Origin of the sequence: Mitsuaria sp. WAJ17 (assembly GCF_014174515.1) — a bacterium.
In the GTDB taxonomy this organism is placed as follows: Bacteria; Pseudomonadota; Gammaproteobacteria; order Burkholderiales; family Burkholderiaceae_C; genus Roseateles_B.
In genome coordinates, this window is record NZ_JACJUG010000011.1 from 29,131 (window position 1) to 50,638 (window position 21,508).

At 65.8% G+C, this 21,508-nt stretch carries 9 protein-coding genes; 2 read left to right on the forward strand and 7 right to left on the reverse strand.

Annotation, left to right across the window (positions count from 1 at the left end; genetic code table 11):
• Positions 1-79: 79 nt before the first annotated feature.
• Genes cyoC through cyoA form a run of 3 tightly spaced genes read right to left on the reverse strand, consistent with a single transcriptional unit; the run spans position 80 to position 3,826 of the window.
• Positions 80-706, reverse strand: coding sequence for a cytochrome o ubiquinol oxidase subunit III (cyoC, locus tag H5407_RS10800; protein ID WP_183104455.1), 627 nt, complete (start codon positions 704-706; stop codon positions 80-82).
• Positions 707-725: 19 nt separating this feature from the next.
• Positions 726-2,735 carry a cytochrome o ubiquinol oxidase subunit I gene (cyoB, locus tag H5407_RS10805; protein WP_183104456.1) on the reverse strand — a complete coding sequence of 670 codons (2,010 nt, stop codon included), beginning with the start codon at positions 2,733-2,735 and terminating at the stop codon, positions 726-728.
• Between the two features lie 17 nt (positions 2,736-2,752).
• Positions 2,753-3,826 carry a ubiquinol oxidase subunit II gene (cyoA, locus tag H5407_RS10810; RefSeq protein ID WP_183104457.1) on the reverse strand — a complete coding sequence of 358 codons (1,074 nt, stop codon included), beginning with the start codon at positions 3,824-3,826 and terminating at the stop codon, positions 2,753-2,755.
• A 96-nt stretch (positions 3,827-3,922) separates the two neighbouring features.
• Between cyoA and H5407_RS10815 the strand changes: the two genes are divergently transcribed.
• Positions 3,923-5,254: an MFS transporter gene (locus H5407_RS10815; RefSeq protein WP_183104458.1), complete on the forward strand. Its 1,332-nt coding sequence runs from the start codon at positions 3,923-3,925 to the stop codon at positions 5,252-5,254.
• Positions 5,255-5,317: 63 nt separating this feature from the next.
• On the opposite strand, the gene H5407_RS10820 is transcribed toward H5407_RS10815, so the two are convergent.
• The 3 genes from H5407_RS10820 to H5407_RS10830 form a co-directional block, all read right to left on the reverse strand.
• A complete protein-coding gene (locus tag H5407_RS10820; protein ID WP_183104459.1) occupies positions 5,318-5,929 on the reverse strand; it encodes a LysE family translocator in 612 nt (203 codons plus the stop codon).
• A gap of 59 nt (positions 5,930-5,988) precedes the next feature.
• The gene (locus H5407_RS10825; protein ID WP_183104460.1) at positions 5,989-6,624 is read right to left on the reverse strand and encodes a glutathione S-transferase family protein; all 636 of its coding nucleotides are present in this window, start codon (positions 6,622-6,624) and stop codon (positions 5,989-5,991) included.
• A gap of 72 nt (positions 6,625-6,696) precedes the next feature.
• Positions 6,697-7,350 (reverse strand): ATP-binding cassette domain-containing protein, encoded by a 654-nt coding sequence (locus tag H5407_RS10830; RefSeq protein WP_183104461.1) that lies wholly within the window; start codon positions 7,348-7,350, stop codon positions 6,697-6,699.
• Positions 7,351-7,620: 270 nt separating this feature from the next.
• Between H5407_RS10830 and H5407_RS10835 the strand changes: the two genes are divergently transcribed.
• Positions 7,621-8,793 carry a PEP-CTERM sorting domain-containing protein gene (locus tag H5407_RS10835; RefSeq protein ID WP_183104462.1) on the forward strand — a complete coding sequence of 391 codons (1,173 nt, stop codon included), beginning with the start codon at positions 7,621-7,623 and terminating at the stop codon, positions 8,791-8,793.
• A 295-nt stretch (positions 8,794-9,088) separates the two neighbouring features.
• Here the strand turns inward: H5407_RS10835 and H5407_RS10840 are convergent, their stop codons facing one another.
• Complete coding sequence (locus H5407_RS10840) at positions 9,089-21,373, reverse strand: calcium-binding protein (protein ID WP_183104463.1); 12,285 nt, start codon at positions 21,371-21,373, stop codon at positions 9,089-9,091.
• Positions 21,374-21,508 lie beyond the last annotated feature (135 nt).

Below are 21,508 nucleotides of genomic sequence, written 5' to 3' on the forward strand. Positions count from 1 at the left end.
AGCGGCGCTTGTAGATCCGGCTTTGCCGGGCTGCCAAGCGCGCCCCCTCGAGGGGCGGCCGCAGGCCGTAGGGGGTGGGTCACATCGACCCCATGAGGTAGACGAAGGTGAAGACCCCGATCCACACCACGTCCAGGAAGTGCCAGAACATGGACAGGCAGATCAGGCGGCGCTTGTTCTCCTTGATCAGCCCGTGCTTGCCGACCTGGATCATCAGCGTGACAAGCCAGATGATGCCGAAGGTGACGTGCAGGCCGTGCGTGCCCACCAGCGTGAAGAAGGCTGACAGGAAGGCGCTGCGCTGCGGGCCGGCGCCTTCGTGGATCAGGTGCGCGAACTCGTAGAGCTCCAGGCCCAGGAAGGCCGCGCCGAAGAGGCCCGTCACCGCCAGCCACATCAGCAGGTGCTGCTTCCTGCCGTGGTTCATCGCGATCATGGCCATGCCGTAGGTGATGGAGGAGAACAGCAGGAAGCCCGTATTCACCGCCACCAGGGGCAGGTCGAAGAGGTCGGCGCCCGAGGGGCCGGCAGCGTAGGACTTGCCCAGCACCGCGAACACCGCGAACAGCACGGCGAAGATGAGGCAGTCGCTCATCAGGTAGAGCCAGAAGCCCAGCAGGGTGCCCTGCTGCGGGTGATGCTCGCCCTTCAGGTCATAGAAGCGCGGCGCGCCGTCGGCTTCGGTCAGGGAAATGGTGTGACTCATGATTCGGTCCTCCAGGCGATCAAGGGGCGGCCAGCGCCGCCAGATGGGCAGTACGGGCGTCCTCGCTGCGCTTCACGGCATCGGCCTGGATGTAGTAGTCGCGCTTGTAGTTGAAGGTATGGACCAGGATGGCCACCAGTGTCACGAGGAAGCTCAGGCCGGCCACCAGCCACATGTGCCAGATCATCGCGAAGCCGAACAGGGTCGACAGGCCGGCGATCACCACGCCTGCGGCGGTGTTGGCGGGCATGTGGATGTCCACGAAGCCGCTGGTGGGGCGCTTCACGCCCAGCTTCTTCATGTGGTGCCAGGCGTCCAGCTCGTGCACCACGGGCGTGAAGGCGAAGTTGTAGTCCGGCGGCGGCGAGGCGGTGGACCACTCCAGGGTGCGGGCATCCCAGGGGTCGCCGGTCTCGTCACGTAGCTGGTCGCGGCGCAGGTAGCTCACCACCAGCTGGATCAGGAAGCTGCCGATGCCCAGGGCGATCAGCACGGCGCCCAGGGCCGCGATCTGGAACCAGATCTGCAGCGAGGGATCCTCGAAGTGGCTCATGCGGCGGGTCACGCCCATCAGGCCCAGGACGTACAGCGGCATGAAGGCGAGGTAGAAGCCCACGAACCAGAACCAGAAGCTGCACTTGCCCCAGAACGGGTCCAGCTTGTAGCCGAAGGCCTTGGGGAACCAGAAGGTGATGCCTGCCATCAGGCCGAAGAGCACGCCGCCGATGATGACGTTGTGGAAGTGAGCGATCAGGAAGAGGCTGTTGTGCAGCACGAAGTCCGCCGGAGGCACGGCCAGCAGCACGCCGGTCATGCCGCCGATCACGAAGGTGACCATGAAGCCCACCGTCCACAGCATGGGCACCTCGAACTGGATGCGGCCACGGTACATGGTGAAGAGCCAGTTGAATATCTTCGCTCCCGTCGGGATGGAGATGATCATGGTCGTGATCCCGAAGAAGGAATTCACGCTGGCGCCCGAGCCCATGGTGAAGAAGTGGTGCAGCCACACGAGGTAGGACAGGATGGTGATCACCACCGTCGCGTACACCATGGAGGCATAGCCGAACAGCTTCTTGCGGCTGAAGGTGGCCACGACTTCCGAGAAGATGCCGAAGACCGGCAGCACGAGGATGTAGACCTCGGGGTGGCCCCAGATCCAGATCAGGTTCACGTAGACCATGGCGTTGCCACCGAGGTCCGTCGTGAAGAAGTTGGTGCCGATGTAGCGGTCCAGCGAAAGCAGCACCAGCACAGCGGTCAGCACCGGGAAAGCGGCCACGATCAGCACGTTGGTGCACAGGCTGGTCCAGGTGAAGACGGGCATCTTCATCATCGTCATGCCGGGCGCGCGCATCTTGATGATGGTCGCGATCAGGTTGATGCCCGAGAGCGTGGTGCCCACGCCCGCGATCTGCAGGGACCAGATGTAGTAGTCCACCCCCACGCCCGGGCTCGCCAGGATGCCGGACAGCGGCGGGTAGGCCAGCCAGCCGGTGCGGGCGAACTCGCCCACGAACAGCGACATCATGATCAGGATGGCGCCGCTGGCCGTCATCCAGAAGCTGAAGTTGTTCAGGAAGGGGAAGGCTACGTCACGGGCGCCGATCTGCAGCGGCACCACGTAGTTCATGAAGCCCGTCACCAGGGGCATGGCCACGAAGAAGATCATGATCACGCCGTGGGCGGTGAAGATCTGGTCGTAGTGGTGCGGCGGGAGGAAGCCGACCTGGTCCCCGAAGGAGATGGCCTGCTGGGCGCGCATCATCAGCGCGTCGGCGAAGCCGCGCAGCAGCATCACAAGGCCCAGCACGATGTACATGATGCCGATCTTCTTGTGGTCGATGCTGGTGATCCAGTCACGCCACAGCACGCCCCACAGGCGGTACTTGGTCAACAGGAAGAGCATGGCCAGCCCGCCCAGCACGACGCCGGCGAAGGTGGCGAGCAGGATGGGTTCATGAAGGGGGATCGCGTCCCACGAGAGCCGCCCGAACACGAGGCGGCTGAGGTCTTGAGCGTCAGACATCTTGGTACTTCAGCGGGTCAGTCTTGGCGGGCCGCGGCGGTCGCGGGGAGGAACTTCTCGGCATTGGCCGGCGTGCACTGAGCCGTCACGAAGGACTTCTCGCCCTGGCCCCAGCGCTTGCGGGACACACCGTCCACGCCGCCCTTGCCTTGGCCGCCAGCGGCGTCGATGGCCATCATCTGGCCCATGCACATCTTGGCGCTGTCCACGCAGCGGTTCAGGATGGCGTCGTACAGGCCGTCGGCCACGCGGGCGTAGCGGCGCACGGGCTCCTTCTCGCTGGGCTGTTCCAGCTGCAGGTAGGCGGCGCGGCTCAGCTCGCCACCTTCGCTCTTGTTCTTCGCGACCCAGGCCTGGAAGTCCGCTTCGGAAAGACCGTGGAACTGGAAGCGCATGTGCGAGAAGCCGTCGCCGCTGAAGTTGGACGAGAAGCCCTCGTACTCGCCGGCCTTGTTGATCACGGCGTGGAGCTGGGTCTGCATGCCCGGCATGGCGTAGATCTGGCCGGCCAGCGCGGGGATGTAGAAGGCATTCATCACCGTGGAGGCGGTGATCTTGAAACGGATGGGGCGGTCCACCGGCGCGGCCACCTCATTGACCGTGGCGATGCCCTGCTCGGGGTAGAGGAACAGCCATTTCCAGTCCAGGGCCACCACTTCCACCTCCAGGGGCTTGACGCCTTCGGGCAGGGGGCGGGACTCGTCCAGACGGTCCAGCGGGCGGTAGGGGTCCAGCTTGTGGGTGCTGATCCAGGTGATGGCACCCAGGGCGATGATGATCATCAGCGGCGCGCCCCAGATGATGAGCTCCAGCTTGGTGCTGTGGTCCCAGTCTGGGCTGTAGGTCGCGCTGGTGTTGGACTGGCGGTAGCGCCAGGCGAACAGCAGGGTCAGCAGGATCACCGGAACGATGATCAGCAGCATCAGCAGCGTCGAGGTGGTGACCAGGTCGGCCTGCTGGCGGGCGATGTCACCCGAAGGGTTCATCACCACCGTGTTGCAGGCGGCCAGAGGCAGGAGGGCCAGGGCCAGCAGGGAGCGGCCAAGGACAGGGGCCAAGACGGCCGGGGACTGCAGGGGTTTTCTATACATCGGGATAACCAGCGCCGGGTTAACGAGCTTGCGTTTCGGGCGCGAATGTATCCTGATTGACCCATGTCAACGATTGGACATTTTGTCCCAGGCCCCATGGTTACCAGCAGTGCCCTGCCCCTGAATTCCTTGAGCGCGATCAGCCCCGGCGGGGCCGATTCGGAGCAGCAGAACGTCGCCCCGGGCGACATCGCCGTGGGGGTCGTGATCGGTCGGGCGTCCGAGTATTTCGACTTTTTCGTCTACGGCATCGCCTCGGTGCTGGTCTTCCCGGCGCTGTTCTTCCCCTTCGCCGACCACCTCACGGGCACGCTCTACGCCTTCGCCCTCTTCGCGCTGGCCTTCGTGGTGCGCCCCATCGGCTCGCTGCTGAGCATGGCCATCCAGCGCCGCTGGGGCCGCAGCGTCAAGCTCACCGCCGCCCTCTTCCTGCTGGGCGCCTCCACCGCGGGCATGGCCATGCTGCCGGGCTACGCCAGCCTGGGCTCCACGGCCATCTGGCTGCTGGCCGCCTTCCGCCTGGGGCAAGGCCTGGCCCTGGGGGGGTCCTGGGACGGTCTGCCTTCCCTGCTGGCCCTCAATGCGCCCGAGCACAAGCGCGGCTGGTACGCCATGTTGGGTCAGCTGGGCGCGCCCTTGGGCTTCTTCGTGGCCAGCGGGCTCTTTGCCTACCTCTGGACGCACCTCAGCAGCGCAGACTTCCTCTCCTGGGGATGGCGCTACCCCTTCTTCGCCGCCTTTGCCATCAACGTCGTCGCGCTCTTTGCCCGGCTGCGCCTGGTGGTCACGCATGAGTACGAGCGCGAGCTGGAGGCCCACGAACTGGAGCCCTGCAACGAAGCCGAGCTGATGCGCCAGCAGGGCCACAACGTGCTGATCGGCGCCTTCGCCTCGCTGTCCAGCTACGCCCTCTTCCACATCGTGACGGTGTTCCCGCTGTCATGGATCCTGCTGTTCTCCAAGCAGGATGTGGGCGACTTCCTCGTGGTGCAGGTGGTGGGCGCCCTGCTGGCGGCCGCGGCCATGCCGCTGTCCGGTCTGCTGGCCGACACCTTCGGCCGCCGCCGTACCCTGGGCGCGGTGGCCGTGGGCATCGGCCTCTTTGCCCTGGCGACGCCGGCCCTGCTCAAGGGCGGCGCCTTGGGCCAGGACATGTTCATCCTGGTGGGCTTCATCCTGCTGGGCTTGTCCTATGGCCAGGCCGCCGGCACGGTGACCTCCAACTTCCTGCCCCAGTTCCGCTACACCGGCGCCGCCCTGACGGCCGACCTGGCCTGGTTGCTGGGCGCGGCCTTCGCCCCGCTGGTGGCCCTGGGCCTGTCGGCGGAGTTCGGCCTGATCTCGGTGAGCCTCTACCTGCTCTCGGGCGTTGCCGCCACGTTGCTGGCCCTGCGCGTGAACCGCCGGCTGCAGACCATCAAGGACTGAGCCCCAGGCGCCCCACGTCAAGACGGACGCCTCGGCGTCCGTTTTTCATGGGTGGCGGAGCCTTCAGCCGCGCAGGGGCAGCGCAGCCCCCAGCACCATGAAGATCCCGCCGCAGCCCTTGTTGAAGCGCCGCCCCACCCGCTTCAGCCAGGGGCTGACGCGATGCGCGGCGCTGGCAAGGCCCCACTCGGTGAGGAACTCCACCACCGCGAAGGTACCGGCCAGCAGGGCGAACTGGAGCCAGAGGCTGCGGGCCGGGTCGATGAACTGGGGCAGGAAGGCCGTGAAGAACAGCAGGCCTTTGGGATTGGTCAAGGCCGAGAGCGCCCCCTGGCGAAACATTGACCAGCCGCTGCGCGGGACCACCGCCTCGGGCAGATCCACCCCGATGGGCGGCGAACGCCAGACCTGCACGCCCAACCAGAAGAGATAGGCCCCACCGATCCATTTCAGCACCGTCAGCCCCAGCAGCGAGCTCTTCAGCAGGGCGCCGATGCCGAACAGCGACAGCGCGATCACCCCCACGAAGCCCAGAGCGCCGCCCAGGATGGTCCACATCGCGCGGCGACAGCCATGCAGGGCGCCATGCGTCAGCGCGAGCAAGCCGTTGGGCCCCGGAGAAAGGGACAGGCCGGTCGCGGCCAGCAGGTACAGAAGCCAGGTGTCGAATGCCATGCGGCGACTGTCGCGGCAGGCCCGCAGACCGTCAAGCGCCGACCAGACAGCCCCTGGCCTCAGGGCAGGCCATTGGCCCCATGACGCAGGAAGGCCGGACGCTCGCACAATCGCTGGTGGTACGCCTCGATGGCGGGAAAGTCCGGCCGCTGCGCCTGCGGCGTTCGCAGCCAGCGTTCCACCGACAGGCCCAGCACCACGTCCGCCAGCGTGAAGCGCGGCCCGGCTGCATAGGCGCCGGTATGCTGGAGCTGGGCTTCCAGCACGGCCATCTGGGCATTCCAGCCCTGCAGGCCCTGGGCGATCAGTGCCGCGTCCTGGTGCGCGGGGCTCTTGCGAACCAAGCCCATGAAGGCATAGCGCCAGCTGTTGTTGAGCTCGGTCGCTTGCCAGTCCATCCATTGCTCGACCTGCGCGCGGCCGCGGGCGTCCTCTGGCAGCAGATCCTGGCGGGCCGCGCGCATGGCGACATAGCGGCATAGGGTGTTGGACTCCCGCAGCACCAGGTCGCCATCGACCAGCACCGGCACCATGCCCAGCGGATTCAGGGCCAGGAACGCCGGGCTCTGCAGAGACAGCGCCCCCTCGCCCCAGGGTTCATGCTCGTGCGACAGCCCGCATTCATCGAGGGTCCAGAGCACCTTTCGGACATTGATGGAGGAGGCGCGCCCCAGCAGGCGCAGACGCTGACTCATGATTCTCCCGGGCCCGGCCCTGGCAGCGGTTGATGGCCCGAGGCTAGCGCAAGTCCGCCGGGACGGCAGCCTTCAGTCACCCAGTTCAATGCGCGAAGCGAACAGGGATGCATCCAGGCCGGCAGGCGCGGCGTAGTCGGCCATCACCCAGATCTGGCGAGGCTGTGCCGCGGCCTCCGCCAGCACGTCCAGGAGCACGCGCCGGGAACGCCCGTCCAGGGCCGCGAAGGGCATGTCCAGCAGCACCAGCGCCGCCCCACTGGCCGCCGCTGCCAGCAGGCCCAGCTTGCGCCTGCTGCCGGCGGAGAGCATGTGCATCTGCTTGGCGATGTGAGGCCCCAGCTGCCAGGCATCCTGCAGGGCCGCAACCACGTCAGCATTCCAGTCGGCATGCCTTGCGCGCTCCTGAGCCAGCCAGTCGGCGGCCTCCTGCGCGTCGCATGCGGGATCCAGCGGATTCGGCCACGCCAGGCTTGCCAACTGCCGATCCAGATGGCCGGCGTCCGGCTGCAGAGGACCGGCCAGGAGGTGCAGCAGCGCGGTCTTGCCCCGGCCCTCCCCGCCCTGGACCAGATGCAGCCCGGGCCCCAGCTCGAAGTCCAGCCCGGCCAGCAGGCGCGACGGCGATCCAGCGCCCGGCGCGCCCGGCGGATGCCAGCCCAGGCCCCGGGCCCGCAGCCGCGGCGTCAGACCCGGGGCCGGATGCCGGTGATCGTTTTCAGTCATGGCGGCCATGGTAGTGCCCGCCGCCACCCATGCAAGACAAGGCACTGTCGGCATTCTTGACAGATCCAGAGCCTGATGTTCGTCATACGATCAAACACCCTTTGCAAGTCCTTGATTTCCCGTCACTTCAGGGGAGTAGGCACGGCCTATGCATGCTTTGTGGCTGACGAGGATGGGTCGGCATGATTCGTCGCGATCGCAGGACAGGTCCGCCAGTTGACCTCCGCCCTCGCAGGACTGTCATGGAAGGGAAGACATCATGGAGTTGCCATGGACCGCCGTCTTCACCTTGCTTCCAAGCTGTGTTCCACCCTTCTGGCTTGCTTAGGGCTGAGTGCCAGCCCATTGGCGCTTGCCGGTCCCGGCATCAACCTGAGCAGCGTTCAGTATGTGCAGTACGGTGACGGGCAGTCCTATTCCCTGCCCTTCGCCGTGATCGATCAGTGCGGCGGCACCAAGGCTGGCTGCCAGTACTACGTGCCCTCGTCACCCGGGCAGATCGACAGCCTGGTGGTGCTGGCCACGGGAACCGAGAACGGGCCGACGACGACCAACTTCCTGGGTATGGACAACGCCTACCGCACGCCGGATGGCGCGGGCGGCGCGCCCTTCTTCCGCCCGGATGCCGGCAACTCCCGCGGCTCGCAGGGCAGCATCAACGGCAATCTGTCCAACACCTGGGACGCCTCCTTGACCTCCCTGAAGTCCTTCCTGGCTTCGGACCAGATGGTCTTCTTCTTCAACAACAACCAGACCAAGAGCGGCGGCACCGCCACCGAGAGCCTGGCCGCCTGGGCGCGCGTGTGGATCACCGACGACCAGGGCATGAACCTCGGCTACTACGACTTCACCAACCGCGCCGGCCGCTACGCCCTCTTCACCGAGGGCGGCGGCGGCACCTTCTTGGGCGACGTCGGCACCTACACCTCACCGGGCGGCGGCCCGCTGGCCGGTGACAACAGCAGCACCGATTACGTGCTTTCCGGCGGCGCCATCTGCCGCAACAACTTCGGCATCCCGGTCTCCTGCAGCACCACCAGCAACAAGCCGGTGGACCACAACTTGGGCGCCAATGAAGCGGCCTACGCCATCCTCTTCCCCGAGCTGAACGCGCAGATGAACACGCTGTTCGCGACGGTGCTGGACGACACCGTCCTGGCCAAGTACACCTTCCACGCGGACATCCGCCTGGGCTGCGATGCGGCCACCACACCGGGCAATTGCACGGGCGACCTCAAGGGCGGCGTGCCCTTCGGCCGGGACCTCAACAACGGCTACGAGCAGATCTTCATGGGCCGCGCCGCACAGTTCGCCTGCACGGCCAGCACGCCTGGCTGCTCCGAGGTGCCTGAACCGGCGTCCGTGTGGCTGGCACTGGGCGGGCTGGGCGCCCTCGGCCTGCTGACGCCAGCCGCGCTGCGCCGCCGCTCACGCGCCGCCTGATCGGCACCATCGTCCTGCGCTGCGGTGCCGCCTGCCGGGCGCCACTCCAGCGTGCCGTCCACCCGCTGCGCCATCGCATCCACCGCCCGCGCCTCCTCGGCGCACATCTTGCGCTGCGTGCGCGCCACGCGCCCCGTCACGGGGTCGCGCAGCGTCCATTGCCAGAATTGGATTTGCTTCATGGGAAGCATGTTCGATGGCAGGTGGCTCATGGCGTGAGCCAGCTGGGTGGCTGGCACCACACCAGAACGGGTGGTACCTCGAGCCAGCAACTCCGAGCGTCCCAACTGTCGGCCTACAGCGCCGCAGCCGAGAGCAGCACGGGCTGCTGGTGCCTCAGAGGCTCGCCCAGGGCACCGGCCATCTCTGCCGTCACCCCGCCGCCAAACCCTGCCATCGCCACCACCAGGGACTGCACCTGCGCATTGGTCAGTACGTCTCCGTTGCTGAAGCGGAACTCCTCCACCTGGTACTGCGTGCCCAGGTACCAGTCCTGCACCGTCAGGCTGTCCGACGTCCCGTTGATGCTGGCCACCAGGTTGTTGCCGCTGCGGGTGAACTTCATCTCGCTCTTGGCCACCCCTGCATTCATGCTGACAACGTCCTTGACGCCGGTCGCGCTGTCGTTCTCCACGATGCGGTCCGCACCATAGCCCTTGCCGAAGACATAGGTGTCAGCACCGGCGCCCCCTGCCAGCGTGTCAGCCCCTGCCCCACCGTCCAGGCGGTTGGCACCGACGTTGCCCGTCAACGCATTGCCGAGTGTGTTGCCGGTGAGGCTGCCATTGCCCGTCCCCAAGAGCGTCATGTGCTCCACATTGAGGTCCAGATTGCGGCTCGTCGAGGTGTAGATGGTGTCCGTGCCCTCGGCTGCGTTCTCGGTCACCACATCGGTGCTGGCATCGACGTAGTAGACGTCATCGCCGGCCCCGCCTTGCAAGGTGTCTGCACCCGCACCACCATCCAGCGTGTCATTTCCTCCGTTGCCGATCAGCTTGTTACCTCCAGAGGTCCCCACGATCCGGTTGGGCAGCTCATTGCCGGTTCCAGAGTTGCCCACATTGCCCAGCAAGGTGAGGTTCTCCAGGTTGGCTCCCAGAATCCAGGACACGGAGGACTGCACGGTGTCCGTGCCTTCGCCGACGTTCTCCGTGATCTGGTCGCCGAGAACATCCACCACATAGACGTCATTGCCCGCACCGCCCACCAGGATGTCGCTGCCAGCCCCGCCATCGAGCCGGTTGGCTCCGGCATTGCCCATCAGCACATTGCTGAGCCCATTGCCGGTGGCGCCAAGGCCTGCGGAGCCCATCAGCGTCAGGTTCTCCACATTGGCCTCGAGTGACCGGGTGACCCAGCTCTGCACGGTGTCCGTGCCCTCGCCGAGGTTCTCCGTGATGGCATCACTGGCGTTGTCCACCACATAGACATCATTGCCTGCGCCACCGACCATGGTGTCCGCTCCGGCCTTTCCGTCCAGCGTGTTGGCGGCCGCATTGCCCACGAGCTTGTTGCCCTGGTCGTTGCCGGTGCCATTGATCGGCGTGGTGCCTTGCAGTTCCAGGATTTCCACCTGGTCCGGCAGCACGTAGCTGACGGACGCCCGGATCGTGTCCTGGCCTTCCCCTGCCAGCTCCTTGACCACATCCCCCGCGTTGTCCACCAGAAAAAGGTCGTCCCCCGCACCACCGGCCATGGTGTCGGCACCCTGGCCGCCGTCCAGCGTGTCATTGCCGGCCAGGCCGTTCATGACGTCGCCAGTCGCGGTGCCGGTCAGCTTGTCCGCCCCGGCCGTGCCATTGATGCCTCCACTCACATACGGGAGCGGGGCCAGCAAGCGATCCGGCTGGTCGAAGAAGGGTAGCAGCGACGCTGCATCAGCAAGGGATGACTGCTTGCCCGCTGCGTAATCCATGGCCATCTGGCCCCCATAGGCCTGGTTGGCGGGCAGGCTCAACTCGTGGGCCAGCAACTGCGCATGTGCATCCCAAGGCCCACTCTCTGCCCCGCCATTCAGCAGCCAGGACTGGTAGTCCTCCGCCACGGCCGTCAGGTCGAACACACGGACCACGCCCTGGTCGATCACCTGCAAGCGAACCGGCGCGCCCCCGGTCAAGGACCAGCCCAGGCCGATTTCATCCTCGGAGCCCAGGTTCAGCCGCCAATTGCCGTCCTCCGTGGCCTCAATCTGGAGGTCGGACACATGGATCCCGCCGCCCAGGGACAACACCCGGATGCTGACCTCAGCCTCGCCGGTCGATGCGTAGAGCCCGCTATCGACAATCCGGTCCTGGCCGTCCCCTCGATTGAAAGCCACGATGGCCACGGCACCGCCGACAGTGAGCTCGTCCCGACCTTTGCCGCCGATGACGAACAGCTGGCGGTGTTCCGTCACGCGGATCGTGTCGTCGCCGGCCCCCGCGTCGATGAACCCGTCGGCGCTGCCCGAGATGACGTCGCTCCCCTCGCCCGCCCATACGCGGACCAGAGGCTTGCCGCTTTCCGTGCTGTAGACGTCCACGGTGTCATCGCCCGCGCCGGCATCCAGCACCTCGCGCCCAGGCCCTTCCACATAGAGACTGTCATTGCCTTGGTCACCAATCAGGACGTCGTCTCCTGCCTGACCATTCAGGTAGTCATCCCCCAGGCCGCCGACCAGGGTATCCGCCCCTTCGCCGCCAATGAGCTCGTCATTCCCATCTCCACCTGTGAGGCTGTCGTTGCCATCGGCACCATCGGCACGGTCGTCGCCGGCCAGGAGGTTGACGACATCCGCACCGGCCGTGCCGCGCCAATAGTCCTTGCCTGCGGACACCTGACTCATGTCCAGCTTGCTGAGGAGTTGCGCCTGCGCCCAGACCGTGCCATCGGCAAAGCTCACACTCTGCAAGCTGGGCACTGTTCCTGCGGAACTTCCACGTTGCCAATCGAGCAGCTGGAGCTCTGCGCCATCTGCTGATCGGTACAACACCAGGGATCCGTACCATTCGGCCACGCGCAGGTCCTTGGCCTGCAGCCCCTCCAGCTTGAGCGAGGATGCCGTGCTGGCGTCACCCCAGTCGTCCTCGATCGTGACGGACTGGAGCCTGGCGCCATCGATCACGTAGCGGTCGGCCCCTGCGCCACCGGCCAGCCAATCCCGTCCTCCGCCATGCAGCGTGTCCGCGCCGTCGAAGCCCCGCAGGACTTCGTCATGCACAGTACCCACTACATCGTCATTCCCGTTCGTGCTCTGGCCAAACGCAGCGCTCCACAGACTGTCACCCGTGAGCACCGTGCCATCAGGCAGCGTGATGGCATTGATCGGCAACTGAGCCGGCGCGTCAGCGTACAGAAATCCCTGCACCTGCACCCGCTGCTGCCCCGCCTGCTCGATGGACAAGGCGCCATCCAGGCTGCTCACCCACAAGCGAACCGGTGTGCTTGGCGACGCAGCGGAGAGCACCAGCGCACCGCCCGCATCGGGCCCATTGCGCTCCTGAATGACCGTCAGCCCGGCATCCAGGCGCACCTGGTAGCTGTCGTAACCGCCCCCGCCGGACAGTCGGTCACTGCCCCCATTGCCGATGAGCGTGTCATTGCCATCCCCACCGGAGATCAGGTTGCTGTCGGCGTTGCCCACCAGCATGACCGGCCCATTGCCACCGATGCTGATGGAGGCATGGCTGCCCGCCAGCAATTCCACCCGCGCCGCCGAGGAGGTGGAGAAGTCCATGCCAGCGGGCATGTCGGCCGAGAGAAGGATGATGCTGTTCGCGTCCGGATCGATGATCTGCTCACGCCCGCTGCGAATGACGTAGGTGCCTTGCCCGGCCCCTCCATGCAACGTGTCGGCCCCACCCATGCCGTCCAGGCGGTCCGCGCCGGCCGTGCCGAACAGCTCCTCGTCTCCTGCCGTGCCGGTCGTCGGCACCAGGCCGGCAACCGCCGCCCGATCCAGCACCTGACCGTTGGGCAACGCCACCGTCATGGCGGAGCCATCGGCAAAAAAGCCCTCCACCGTCAGCCGCTCCTGCGTGCTTTTGATCAGCACCTGCAGGTCCTCCCCCTGCTCGCCAACCCCACGGAAGCTCAGGTCGGCGACGAGCAGCGCGCCGGAGATCTGCACCCGATCCTGCAAGTCCGGGTCACGGGCAATGCGATCGTCGCCATCACCCGCACCCCAGATGAACAGATCGCGGCCGGCACCGCCGCGCAACTCATCGTTCCCCAGGCCGCCGGCCAGGGTGTCGTCGCCTGCTGCCCCGAGCAAGGTATCGTTGCCGGCCCCTCCGCGGAGCACATCGGCCCCCTCGCCGCCGTCCAGTGAATCGTTGGCGCCACCGCCGTCCAGGGTGTCGTCGCCGGCCATCCCGCTGAGGGTGTCTTGCCCCGCTCCCGAACGGATGTCGTTGGCCAAAACATTCCCCTGCACGTTCTGCGCGCGCGTGACCTGGCCTGCGTAGTTCTCGACGTTGTCCTTGTCACCCAGGTTGAATGAGAAGGGCTCGACGCCATCGGCGCTGAGCAAGACGGTGTCGATCCCGGCGTTCGCGTCCTCGAAGATCCTGGGCATGCGCTTGCCGTTGGTGATGACGTAGGTGTCATTCCCTGCGCCCCCGAACAGGCTGTCGCCCAAAGCGCTGTCCGCCGTGCCGGCCACCAGGGTGTCATCGCCATCGAAGCCATACAGGAAGACGGAGCTGGTGGTGTTGGTCGCCACCAGCCGGTTGTTGAGGTAGTTGCCTTCGCCCGAGGTGTGGTAGTCGGCCAGGACGAGGTTCTCGATGTTGGCAAAGCCGGTGAGCTTGTCCGCGTTGACCAGCGTGTCCGAACCGCCATTGGCCTCTTCGACGATCAAGTCGGCGCCGTAGTAGAGGTAGGTGTCGTCTCCCTCCCCGCCGATCCGGACGCCGTGGCCATCCAGCGTGTCATTGCCGGCGCCGCCCATCAGCGTCTCGTTGGCCGTGCCCACCAGAGAGTCATTGCCTCCCCGCCCTTCCACCAGGCCGCCGGCGCTGCCCGCGTTCAGCGTGTCATTGCCCTCGGTACCCACCTTCCAGCGTGCCAGCCCTGCGAACTGGCTGGCAGTCCAGCTCGTTCCGTTGCTGGTGAAGCGGATGGTGCTCACCGGCAGCGTGGCATTGGACCAGTCCTCCCGGGCAAAGTAGTTCTCGATGTACAGCACGTCAGCCGTCCCCTTGATCGAGAGCTTGAGTGCGGACCCGCCCGGTGCTGTCACCGAGGGGTTGGACAGGTTCACACGCGTGAACTCGATGTCCGTCGGCTTGATGCCGGCGCCGAATTCGATGGTGTTCGATTCCCCCGGCTGCACAGACCCCATGATGGTGTCGGCACCGTCTCCCAGCGCAAAGACATAGGTGTCATTGCCTGCGCCGCCCACCAGAAGATCGCTGCCGGCGCCACCGGCCAGAGTGTCCACCCCGGCCTCCCCAAAGAGGCTGTCGTTCCCGGAGCCGCCGGTGACCTTGTCAGCGCCGGCACCCGCCAGCACCAGGTCATCGCCGGCCTGGGCATCCAGCGTGTCATTGCCGGCGCCGAAGGCCAGTGCATCGTTCCCAGCGCCGAACACGCCCGTCGTTCCAAGCCCCAGCAGGCGATCCAGGGCAATGCTGCCGCCGTCCACCTGCACGCCCTTGATCCGGGTGCTGTCCAGGGCGCTGGTCGTGGCGTTGAACACGCCCAGCAGGGTCAGTTGATCTCCGCCAGGCAAGGACAGCACCAGGTCCAGGCCATTGCGCACGGCCTTGAGCTCTGCACCGGTCAGATCACCCTCCAGCGCAATCCAGTTCTGGCTGCCGCCTTGCCAGCGGTCCTTGCCCATGCCCCGGCTCAGCAGCACCGTGGACTCGGTGCCGTTGATGTAGAGGTCATCGCCCGCATCGCCAACCACGGTGTCGCGCGTACCCGCGGTGATCGTGTCATTGCCGGCGCCGCCCTGCACCAGATTGCCAGAGCCATTGCTGATGAGACTGTCATCACCAGCGCCGCCGTTGAGCGTTGAGCCGCGGGAGCTTGCCGCCAGCACCACGCTGTCGCCAGCCGCTCCCAGTTCCACGCGATTGGCCGTGCCGGCGATGCTGACCGTGCCGCCCAGCACACTGCCGCTCAAGACACTGCGGGACGTGCTCAGATTGACCGTCTCGATGTTCAGGATGTCATCGAGATTCCAGGCGCCTGCGCCCAGGCTGGCCTCCAGGGTGTCGCCCCCTTCGCCCGGCAGTTCCTGGAACACCTGGTTCAGCGAGGTCCCTGGTGCGAGCTCACCCCAGAACTTCAGCGAGTCATTGCCGGCTCCTCCCACCAGGCGGCCATTGCTCTGCAGCGAATCGTCACCCGCCCCCCCGATCTGCAAGACACCGCCCACCAGCGTGTCATTGCCCTCGCCACCATCCAGGGTGTCCTGCCCACCCAGGTGCAGATCAGGCACTTCCAGGCGGTCGTTGCCGGCCAGGCCCTGGATCCAGTCCGTGCCCGACGTAGCCATCAGCGTGTCAGCCCCGGCACTGCCCGTGCGCCGCACCTGCTGCAGCTTCTCGACGAACTGGCTGAAGGTCATGTCCCGCCCGTCGGCCAGCTTCACGCGCTCGACGCCAAGCTGAGCCGTCCAGATGGCCGGGCTCTTCGTCCACCAGTGCGTCAGCGTGATGGAGTTCTGTTCGTCCACAATGAGCTTCAGACGGCCATCCGGGCCGATCTCGGCGCTCATGGCCTCCGGACGGATCCCCTCGCCCAGCATCAGAACGTCCGTCACCGATTCCTGCGTGTCCTCGGTGATCGTGTCATTGCCGTCGCCCAGCCCGAAGCGGTACTCGTCCGCCCCCGCGCCGCCCATCAGCAGGTCGTCACCCGTGCCGCCGGTCAGGGTGTCGTCCCCAGCGCCGGCGTTCACGGTGTCATTGCCACCCTGCCCGTTGATGGCATCGGCGGAGTCGAAGCCGGTGATGACATCGGCCTCCTCCGATCCGGCCCTGAGCAGGAACTGGGCCCGCAGGTCCTCGGCCGCCCAGTTGGTGCCATCAGCAAACTGCACGCGTTCGATGCGCGTCGGGCTGCCGGCATCAAAGGTGAACGAGACCCGTGAGTCCGTTCCCTTGATGCGCAAGGCCATGCGGCCAGCCCCTTCGTTGATGAGCTGCACGTCCTCCGGCAGGATGCCTTCATCCAGCTTGATCACGTCCACGGCGCTGTCCGTGCCGGAATCGGAGATCACGTCGCTGCCGTTCTCGGTGCCCAGCAGGTACACGTCCGCGCCATTGCCGCCATCCAGCGTGTCGCCACTGCCATCCATGCGCCCGTCCAGGGTGTCGTTGCCGGCATCGCCAAAGAGCTGGTCCGCGCCGGCACCGCCGAACAGGCTGTCCTCGCCCGTGCCACCGCGCAAGGTGTCCGAACCGGCTTCGCCATGGAGAACGTCGTTGCCGTCCCCGCCCAGCAGGGAGTCGTCCCCACCCAATCCCAGCAGCGTGTCGATACCTGCGCTGCCCGTCAGCTTGTCCGCGTCCTCGCTGCCGACCTGCAGGGTGGTGCCCGCCGGCAGCGTCGACAGCTTGCTGCCCAGCTCAGCGGCGCTCCAGCTGATGCCGGCGTCGAAGCGGATCTGCTCCACCCCCGTGCCGCTGAACTGCCCACGCACCACCAGGCGCTCGTTGCTGAGCGTGTTGAGCACCACCAAGTCATTGCCAGCCCGCAGGAAGCGATAGCTCTCGGGGGCCTGCCCCGGCTGAAGTTGCAGGGCATCCACCGATGCGCTGGCATCGCCATCCGCGATGACGTCATTGCCTGCGCCGATCTGCCAGTTGTAGACATCTGCGCCCGCCCCGCCCTTGAGCGTGTCGTCGCCCTCGGTCGCGGCAAACCGGTCGCTGACGGAGCTGCCGCGCTGGGTCTCCCCTTTCACCGAGCCCGCGAGGTCCAGCCCCTTGGCCAGCAGCTCCGCCCGGCTCAGCACCGTGCCGTCTCCCAGCACGAACTTGTCAATGGTCAGCGACCCTTCGGCATCGGCCGCGTTGAAGCCCGTGATGACCACGCCCTCAGTGCCGCTCGCATCCGTGTCGATCTGCAATTCACCCGCCGCATTGAGCCCCAGCCTCAGCGAGGTGATGCCGGCGCCGAACTGCAGCGAATTGTCATGAAAGACACTGCCGCTGGCCCCCATGCCAGTCCCAACCTGCAGCGAGCTCTCTTGCAGACCACGGCTGCCGGCCGTGGAAACGCCCGTGCTGAGATCGGTGATGCGATCGCGCCCGTCGCCAGCGTTGAAGACGAACTTGGTCCCCTGGTAGGTGGACTTCAGCTCGTCATTGCCGGCGCCGCCATTCAGGCGCATGTTGTACCAGTCGCCATTGACGACATCATCCGACTTGCCGCCTTGGCGCACCCATTCGCCAGCCGAGTTCTGGAAATAGCTGACGCCTTGGGACAGGTTGGCGAGCAACTGGCTGGCTGTGTAGCTGCCGGTATCATCGACAAACTCGAAGCCGGCGCCCGCACCGCCCTTGACCGCGATGAAGTCCTGACCCGTGGTGCCGACGAACAGCGAGCCGTCCTTCCAAAACACCTCCTTGAATGTGCCCGTGACCTGGATGGTGCCTTGACCGTCGCTGTCATCGACCACCTCCACCTTGCCATCGACCAAGGGCGAGTCCCCTGCATTGAACAGATATTTGTCCTTGCCAAGCCCACCCTTGAGCAAGTCCAGGCCGGCGCCGCCGATCAGCAGATCGTCCCCGCCGCCGGCATCCAGCAGGTCGTCGCCCGCGCCACCATCGAGCACATCGTCCGATCCGGTGATGACATCGTCCGAGCTGCCGTCGCCCAGCAGGCCGTCATTGCCGGCGCCGCCGACCAGGGTGTCGCTCTTGCCACCGCCCACCAAGGTATCGTTGCCGGCACCGCCGTCCAGCAGGTCGGCCCCGTGCAGCGACACAGCCAGCTCATCGCTCGCGGCGTCGCCGGACAGGTAGTCGTCGCCCTCGCCGCCGCTGATCGTGTCCGCATCGCCAGCGCCCCAGACGGAGTCGTTGCCCGCCCCGCCTTCCAGCACATCCTGGCCCTGATCCGCCGCGCTCGCCCCCTCGTCGGTGTTGTCGCCATAGAGCTGGTCATTGCCGCTGCCACCCCGGATCAGGTCGCTGCCGGCTTCGCCGCGCAGGCTGTCGTTGCCGTCGCCGCCGTCGATAAGATCATCCGCGTCGGTGAGCACCGTGGCCTGCGGCAGCATATTGCGGTCACCGAAGACGATGTCGTCGCCATTGCCGCCCAGCAAGGTATCGCCGCCTTGCTGGCCGTAGATCACGTCCTCGTCGTCGCCGCCGTCGATCAGGTCGGCGCCCGGCTTGGCGGCATATTCGATATTGGCCCCCATGCCGCTGGTCGGTTCCCTGAAGCCCCAACCGTCACCCAGTATCACGTCCTTTCCGGCACCGCCTCCCAGGTTGTCATGTCCGCTGCCGCCCTGGATATCGTCATCGCCCGCGCCGCCCTCGACCCGGTCGTCGCCAGCGCCGGCCAGCACGGTGTCGTCACCATCGCCCGCGTCGATCGAGTTGCCCGGCACGACCTCCTCGCCCGTGTCTTTCAGCTGGAAGCTCTCGCCGACCACGCGGCGCCAGGTGCCGTCGATCTTCTTGTAGCCGATGACGCTTCCCACCATCAGCTGGCCGAACACCCAGGTCGAGCTGTCCGTGCCGACGGATGGCCTGACCCGACCATCGGCCTGCTCCACAGACCACGAGTAGCCATGGCTCACGAGCACCGTGCCGGGGCGCGGCGCACCGACGCCAGGGTCAGCATTGAGTGCCGTGAACTTGCCCGTGGTCGCCGACTCGGAGCCCCCGTCCGTGAAGCGCAGGTCTCCGCCGTAGATGAAGTCCTTGCCGTCTCCGCCCTTGATCGTGTTGCTGCCCTTGCCGCCGATCAGCAGGTCATCGCCAGTGCCGCCCTCCAGCACATCATCGCCATCACCGCCGGTGAGGCCGTCATTGCCACCCTTGCCGAGCAGCAGGTCGGCATCGTTCGTGCCATTGAGGATGTCCGCGGCGTTCTCCTGCGGGGCACCGGGCAAGTAGCGGCCGTTGACATCGATGAGCACATAGGCCGGGTCCGTCGGCGAGGTCTGCTTGGCGAAATCGCCCGTCTGGACCGCTGCGGGGAGCGGGGGCGGGGTGTCGTCGAGGGTGATGCCGAAGGAGCGGTCGCCCGCTGTGGCTTCTGCGGCCGTGCGCTTCGCCGCTGCGCCCGCCATCGCCGCGCCACGACTCCAGTCCTTGATTTGGACGTTGCGCGAGCCTGCGCTGGACTTGTAGGTCAGCATCAGGTCGGTCTTGCCGTCGGCACGATTGATGATTTTGTAGGTGATCGACTCGCTTTCCGAGATTTCCGCCAGATAGGTTCCGTCAGCTTGCCGCTTGCCGGTGACCAGCGCCTTGCCGCCGACGCTGATCGAGCTGAACCCGTCGGCATCGATGATCACATCCTGCCCGGTTTGCGCACTGAGCTCATACTGGTCGGCGCCTTGACCGCCCACCAAGGTGTTGTTTCCGTCGCCACCCACAAGGACATCGTCACCTTCATTGCCCTCGAGGTAGTCGCTGCCGTCACCGCCCTCGATGCGATCAGCGCCCGCCCCTCCGAAAAGATGGTCACCTTTGCCAAAGCCAACAATGGTGTCTGCGCCCTCGGTGCCGAACACGACGTTCTGCACATGGGCCTGAGAAGGCACTACGCGAGCAGAACCAGTCAGGACTACGGTCTTTGACGCACGGTCCTCAAAGTAGGCCTCGCGCCCGCTGAGCACAGCCTCCTCGGGCGAGTTCAGGTTCTTGGCATTGCGCTGCAGCAAGGCATCCAGCAAGGCCGAGCGGTCATCCATCCATTGGCTCGTGTAGGTGAAAGCCACCGACTCCGCAGCCCGCGTGCGATCTTGAGTCCACTGCGTGTAGATGCTCCCCCATTGCTTGCCGATCTCCTCGCCGACACCGCTGCCCGAGACGTACACCGGGCTCAAGGCATAGAGGCTGGCAAACGCGCTGAAGTCCTTGCTGGCCGGGGAAGACAGCCCTGAGGACAGATTGATCTTGGCCGTTTTCAAGGCCGCCAGATTCTTGTAGCCCGGCTCTGTCGCAAGCCGAATGGCGTTCTTGTCCAGCGACTCTCGCAATGCCGGGTTCCACCAGGTATTGCCGTTGCGGGCATTGACGGTCCCGATGCTGGTCAGGGTGGGGTCCGCTTGAACAGGCGCCGGGCCCAGGACCACGGCTCGCAAGCCATCCAGGAATTTCTCCAGGGTATCCCCGTCCGCCGTGCCCTGATCATTGCCCGGTAACTGCCCCTTGGCCTTGGCATTGGAGGAAAGCTTCAGGATTTGCTCGATCGTCGCGCGGTCCGCCCCCGGAGCCAGCCCCTCCACCAGCGCCTGGACGCGCGAGGAGTCTGTCAACAGCAGGAGGCTATGGGTGTCACCGAAGTCGTTGATGGAGAACTTGTCGGACAGCAGGGACGGCCGCAGCTGGCTGAACCCCAGGCCTTCGACGAGCATGGTTCCGAAGGCTGTCGTCATTGCACCGATGGAGTTCCCTAGCGCATCACCCCGGAAGAGCGGCTGATCCTCGATGAACACAGGGGTGGGGGCACCTGAATGGAACTGTGAGAAGGCGACGGCGGACGGCGGCTCCTCTGCATACACGTCATAGCAGTTGTCCAGGCGCTCGCCTTCAGCCCGGCTCTTGCCAATGGATGTCGGCCCCGCTTCCGTCTTCCCATAGGTTCGAATCACAGCGATTCGGTACTTGAAGTCCAAGCCCGCAATATTGGCCATGGGCACATTCGCAGGGTTGGGGCTGGCGCCGCCAGAACTGAGCGTTGGGGCCTTTTGCGATTCCAGGAAGACGTACTTCATCTGGAGCAGCGCCAGACGCAGCTTCTTCAGTTCTTCCTGACGCTGAGTCAACCTGTCATGTCCGCTCGCTTCATAGCCATTCACCTGCGAAGCAATGTCAACGGCTTTGATGTCTTTCTCAAGCTCGGCCAGGTCCCAGCTCGCTCCCTTGACGTACTTGTCGGCCAGGCGCTGGTACTCCCGCCGCGCCACCGGATCCGTGAACCAGTCGGCCGAGCCGTTCTTGCGCCAGCCATTGAAGTCCTGGATCACCGCGCCCAGTTGGCTGGTGCTGCCACCTTTCACCCTTCCTATGCCCGCGCCGTTGAAGGTGTAGACCTCCCTCACAGCGACCGGATTCTTCGTGCCCTCGCCCTTGCGCAGGAAGGCAAAGCTGGTGGCCAGGTTGCCGCCCAGGCTGTAGCCCGTCACGCTGACCGAGCTCATGTCCGGGTAGCTGGCCTTCAGGGTCTTCCACCACTCCTCCATGTCCGCGATCTGCCCATAGGCAAAGCCGCCAGCCTTCACCTCCAGCGTGTTGGTGGCCGCGTTGTCCCGCGCGTAGTCGTCGATGAATTCCGTCGACCGGAAGCTCAGCACATATTGATTGGTCTTCAAGCCGCTGGCCGGATCGTCCGGGCCGATGTACTTGAACAGCGTGCCGCTGAAGCCCGTGCTGGTGCTGGCTTTTTGCTCTATCAATTCCCATTGGCTGGCGAATTCCTTGGCGGCGGATTCTGTGAATTTGCTAGCTCGACGGTTCCCGTCAACCAGCACCGAAACAAGGTCAGCCCCTCGAATTTCGTACTTAACTTGTCCATTGGCATCAGCTGCAGT

Coding starts and splice junctions, on each gene's coding strand:
- cyoC (WP_183104455.1), bottom strand. CDS start 706: ATGAGTCACACCATTTCCCTGACCGAAGCCGACGGCGCGCCGCGCTTC.
- cyoB (WP_183104456.1), bottom strand. CDS start 2,735: ATGTCTGACGCTCAAGACCTCAGCCGCCTCGTGTTCGGGCGGCTCTCG.
- cyoA (WP_183104457.1), bottom strand. CDS start 3,826: ATGTATAGAAAACCCCTGCAGTCCCCGGCCGTCTTGGCCCCTGTCCTT.
- H5407_RS10815 (WP_183104458.1), top strand. CDS start 3,923: ATGGTTACCAGCAGTGCCCTGCCCCTGAATTCCTTGAGCGCGATCAGC.
- H5407_RS10820 (WP_183104459.1), bottom strand. CDS start 5,929: ATGGCATTCGACACCTGGCTTCTGTACCTGCTGGCCGCGACCGGCCTG.
- H5407_RS10825 (WP_183104460.1), bottom strand. CDS start 6,624: ATGAGTCAGCGTCTGCGCCTGCTGGGGCGCGCCTCCTCCATCAATGTC.
- H5407_RS10830 (WP_183104461.1), bottom strand. CDS start 7,350: ATGACTGAAAACGATCACCGGCATCCGGCCCCGGGTCTGACGCCGCGG.
- H5407_RS10835 (WP_183104462.1), top strand. CDS start 7,621: ATGGACCGCCGTCTTCACCTTGCTTCCAAGCTGTGTTCCACCCTTCTG.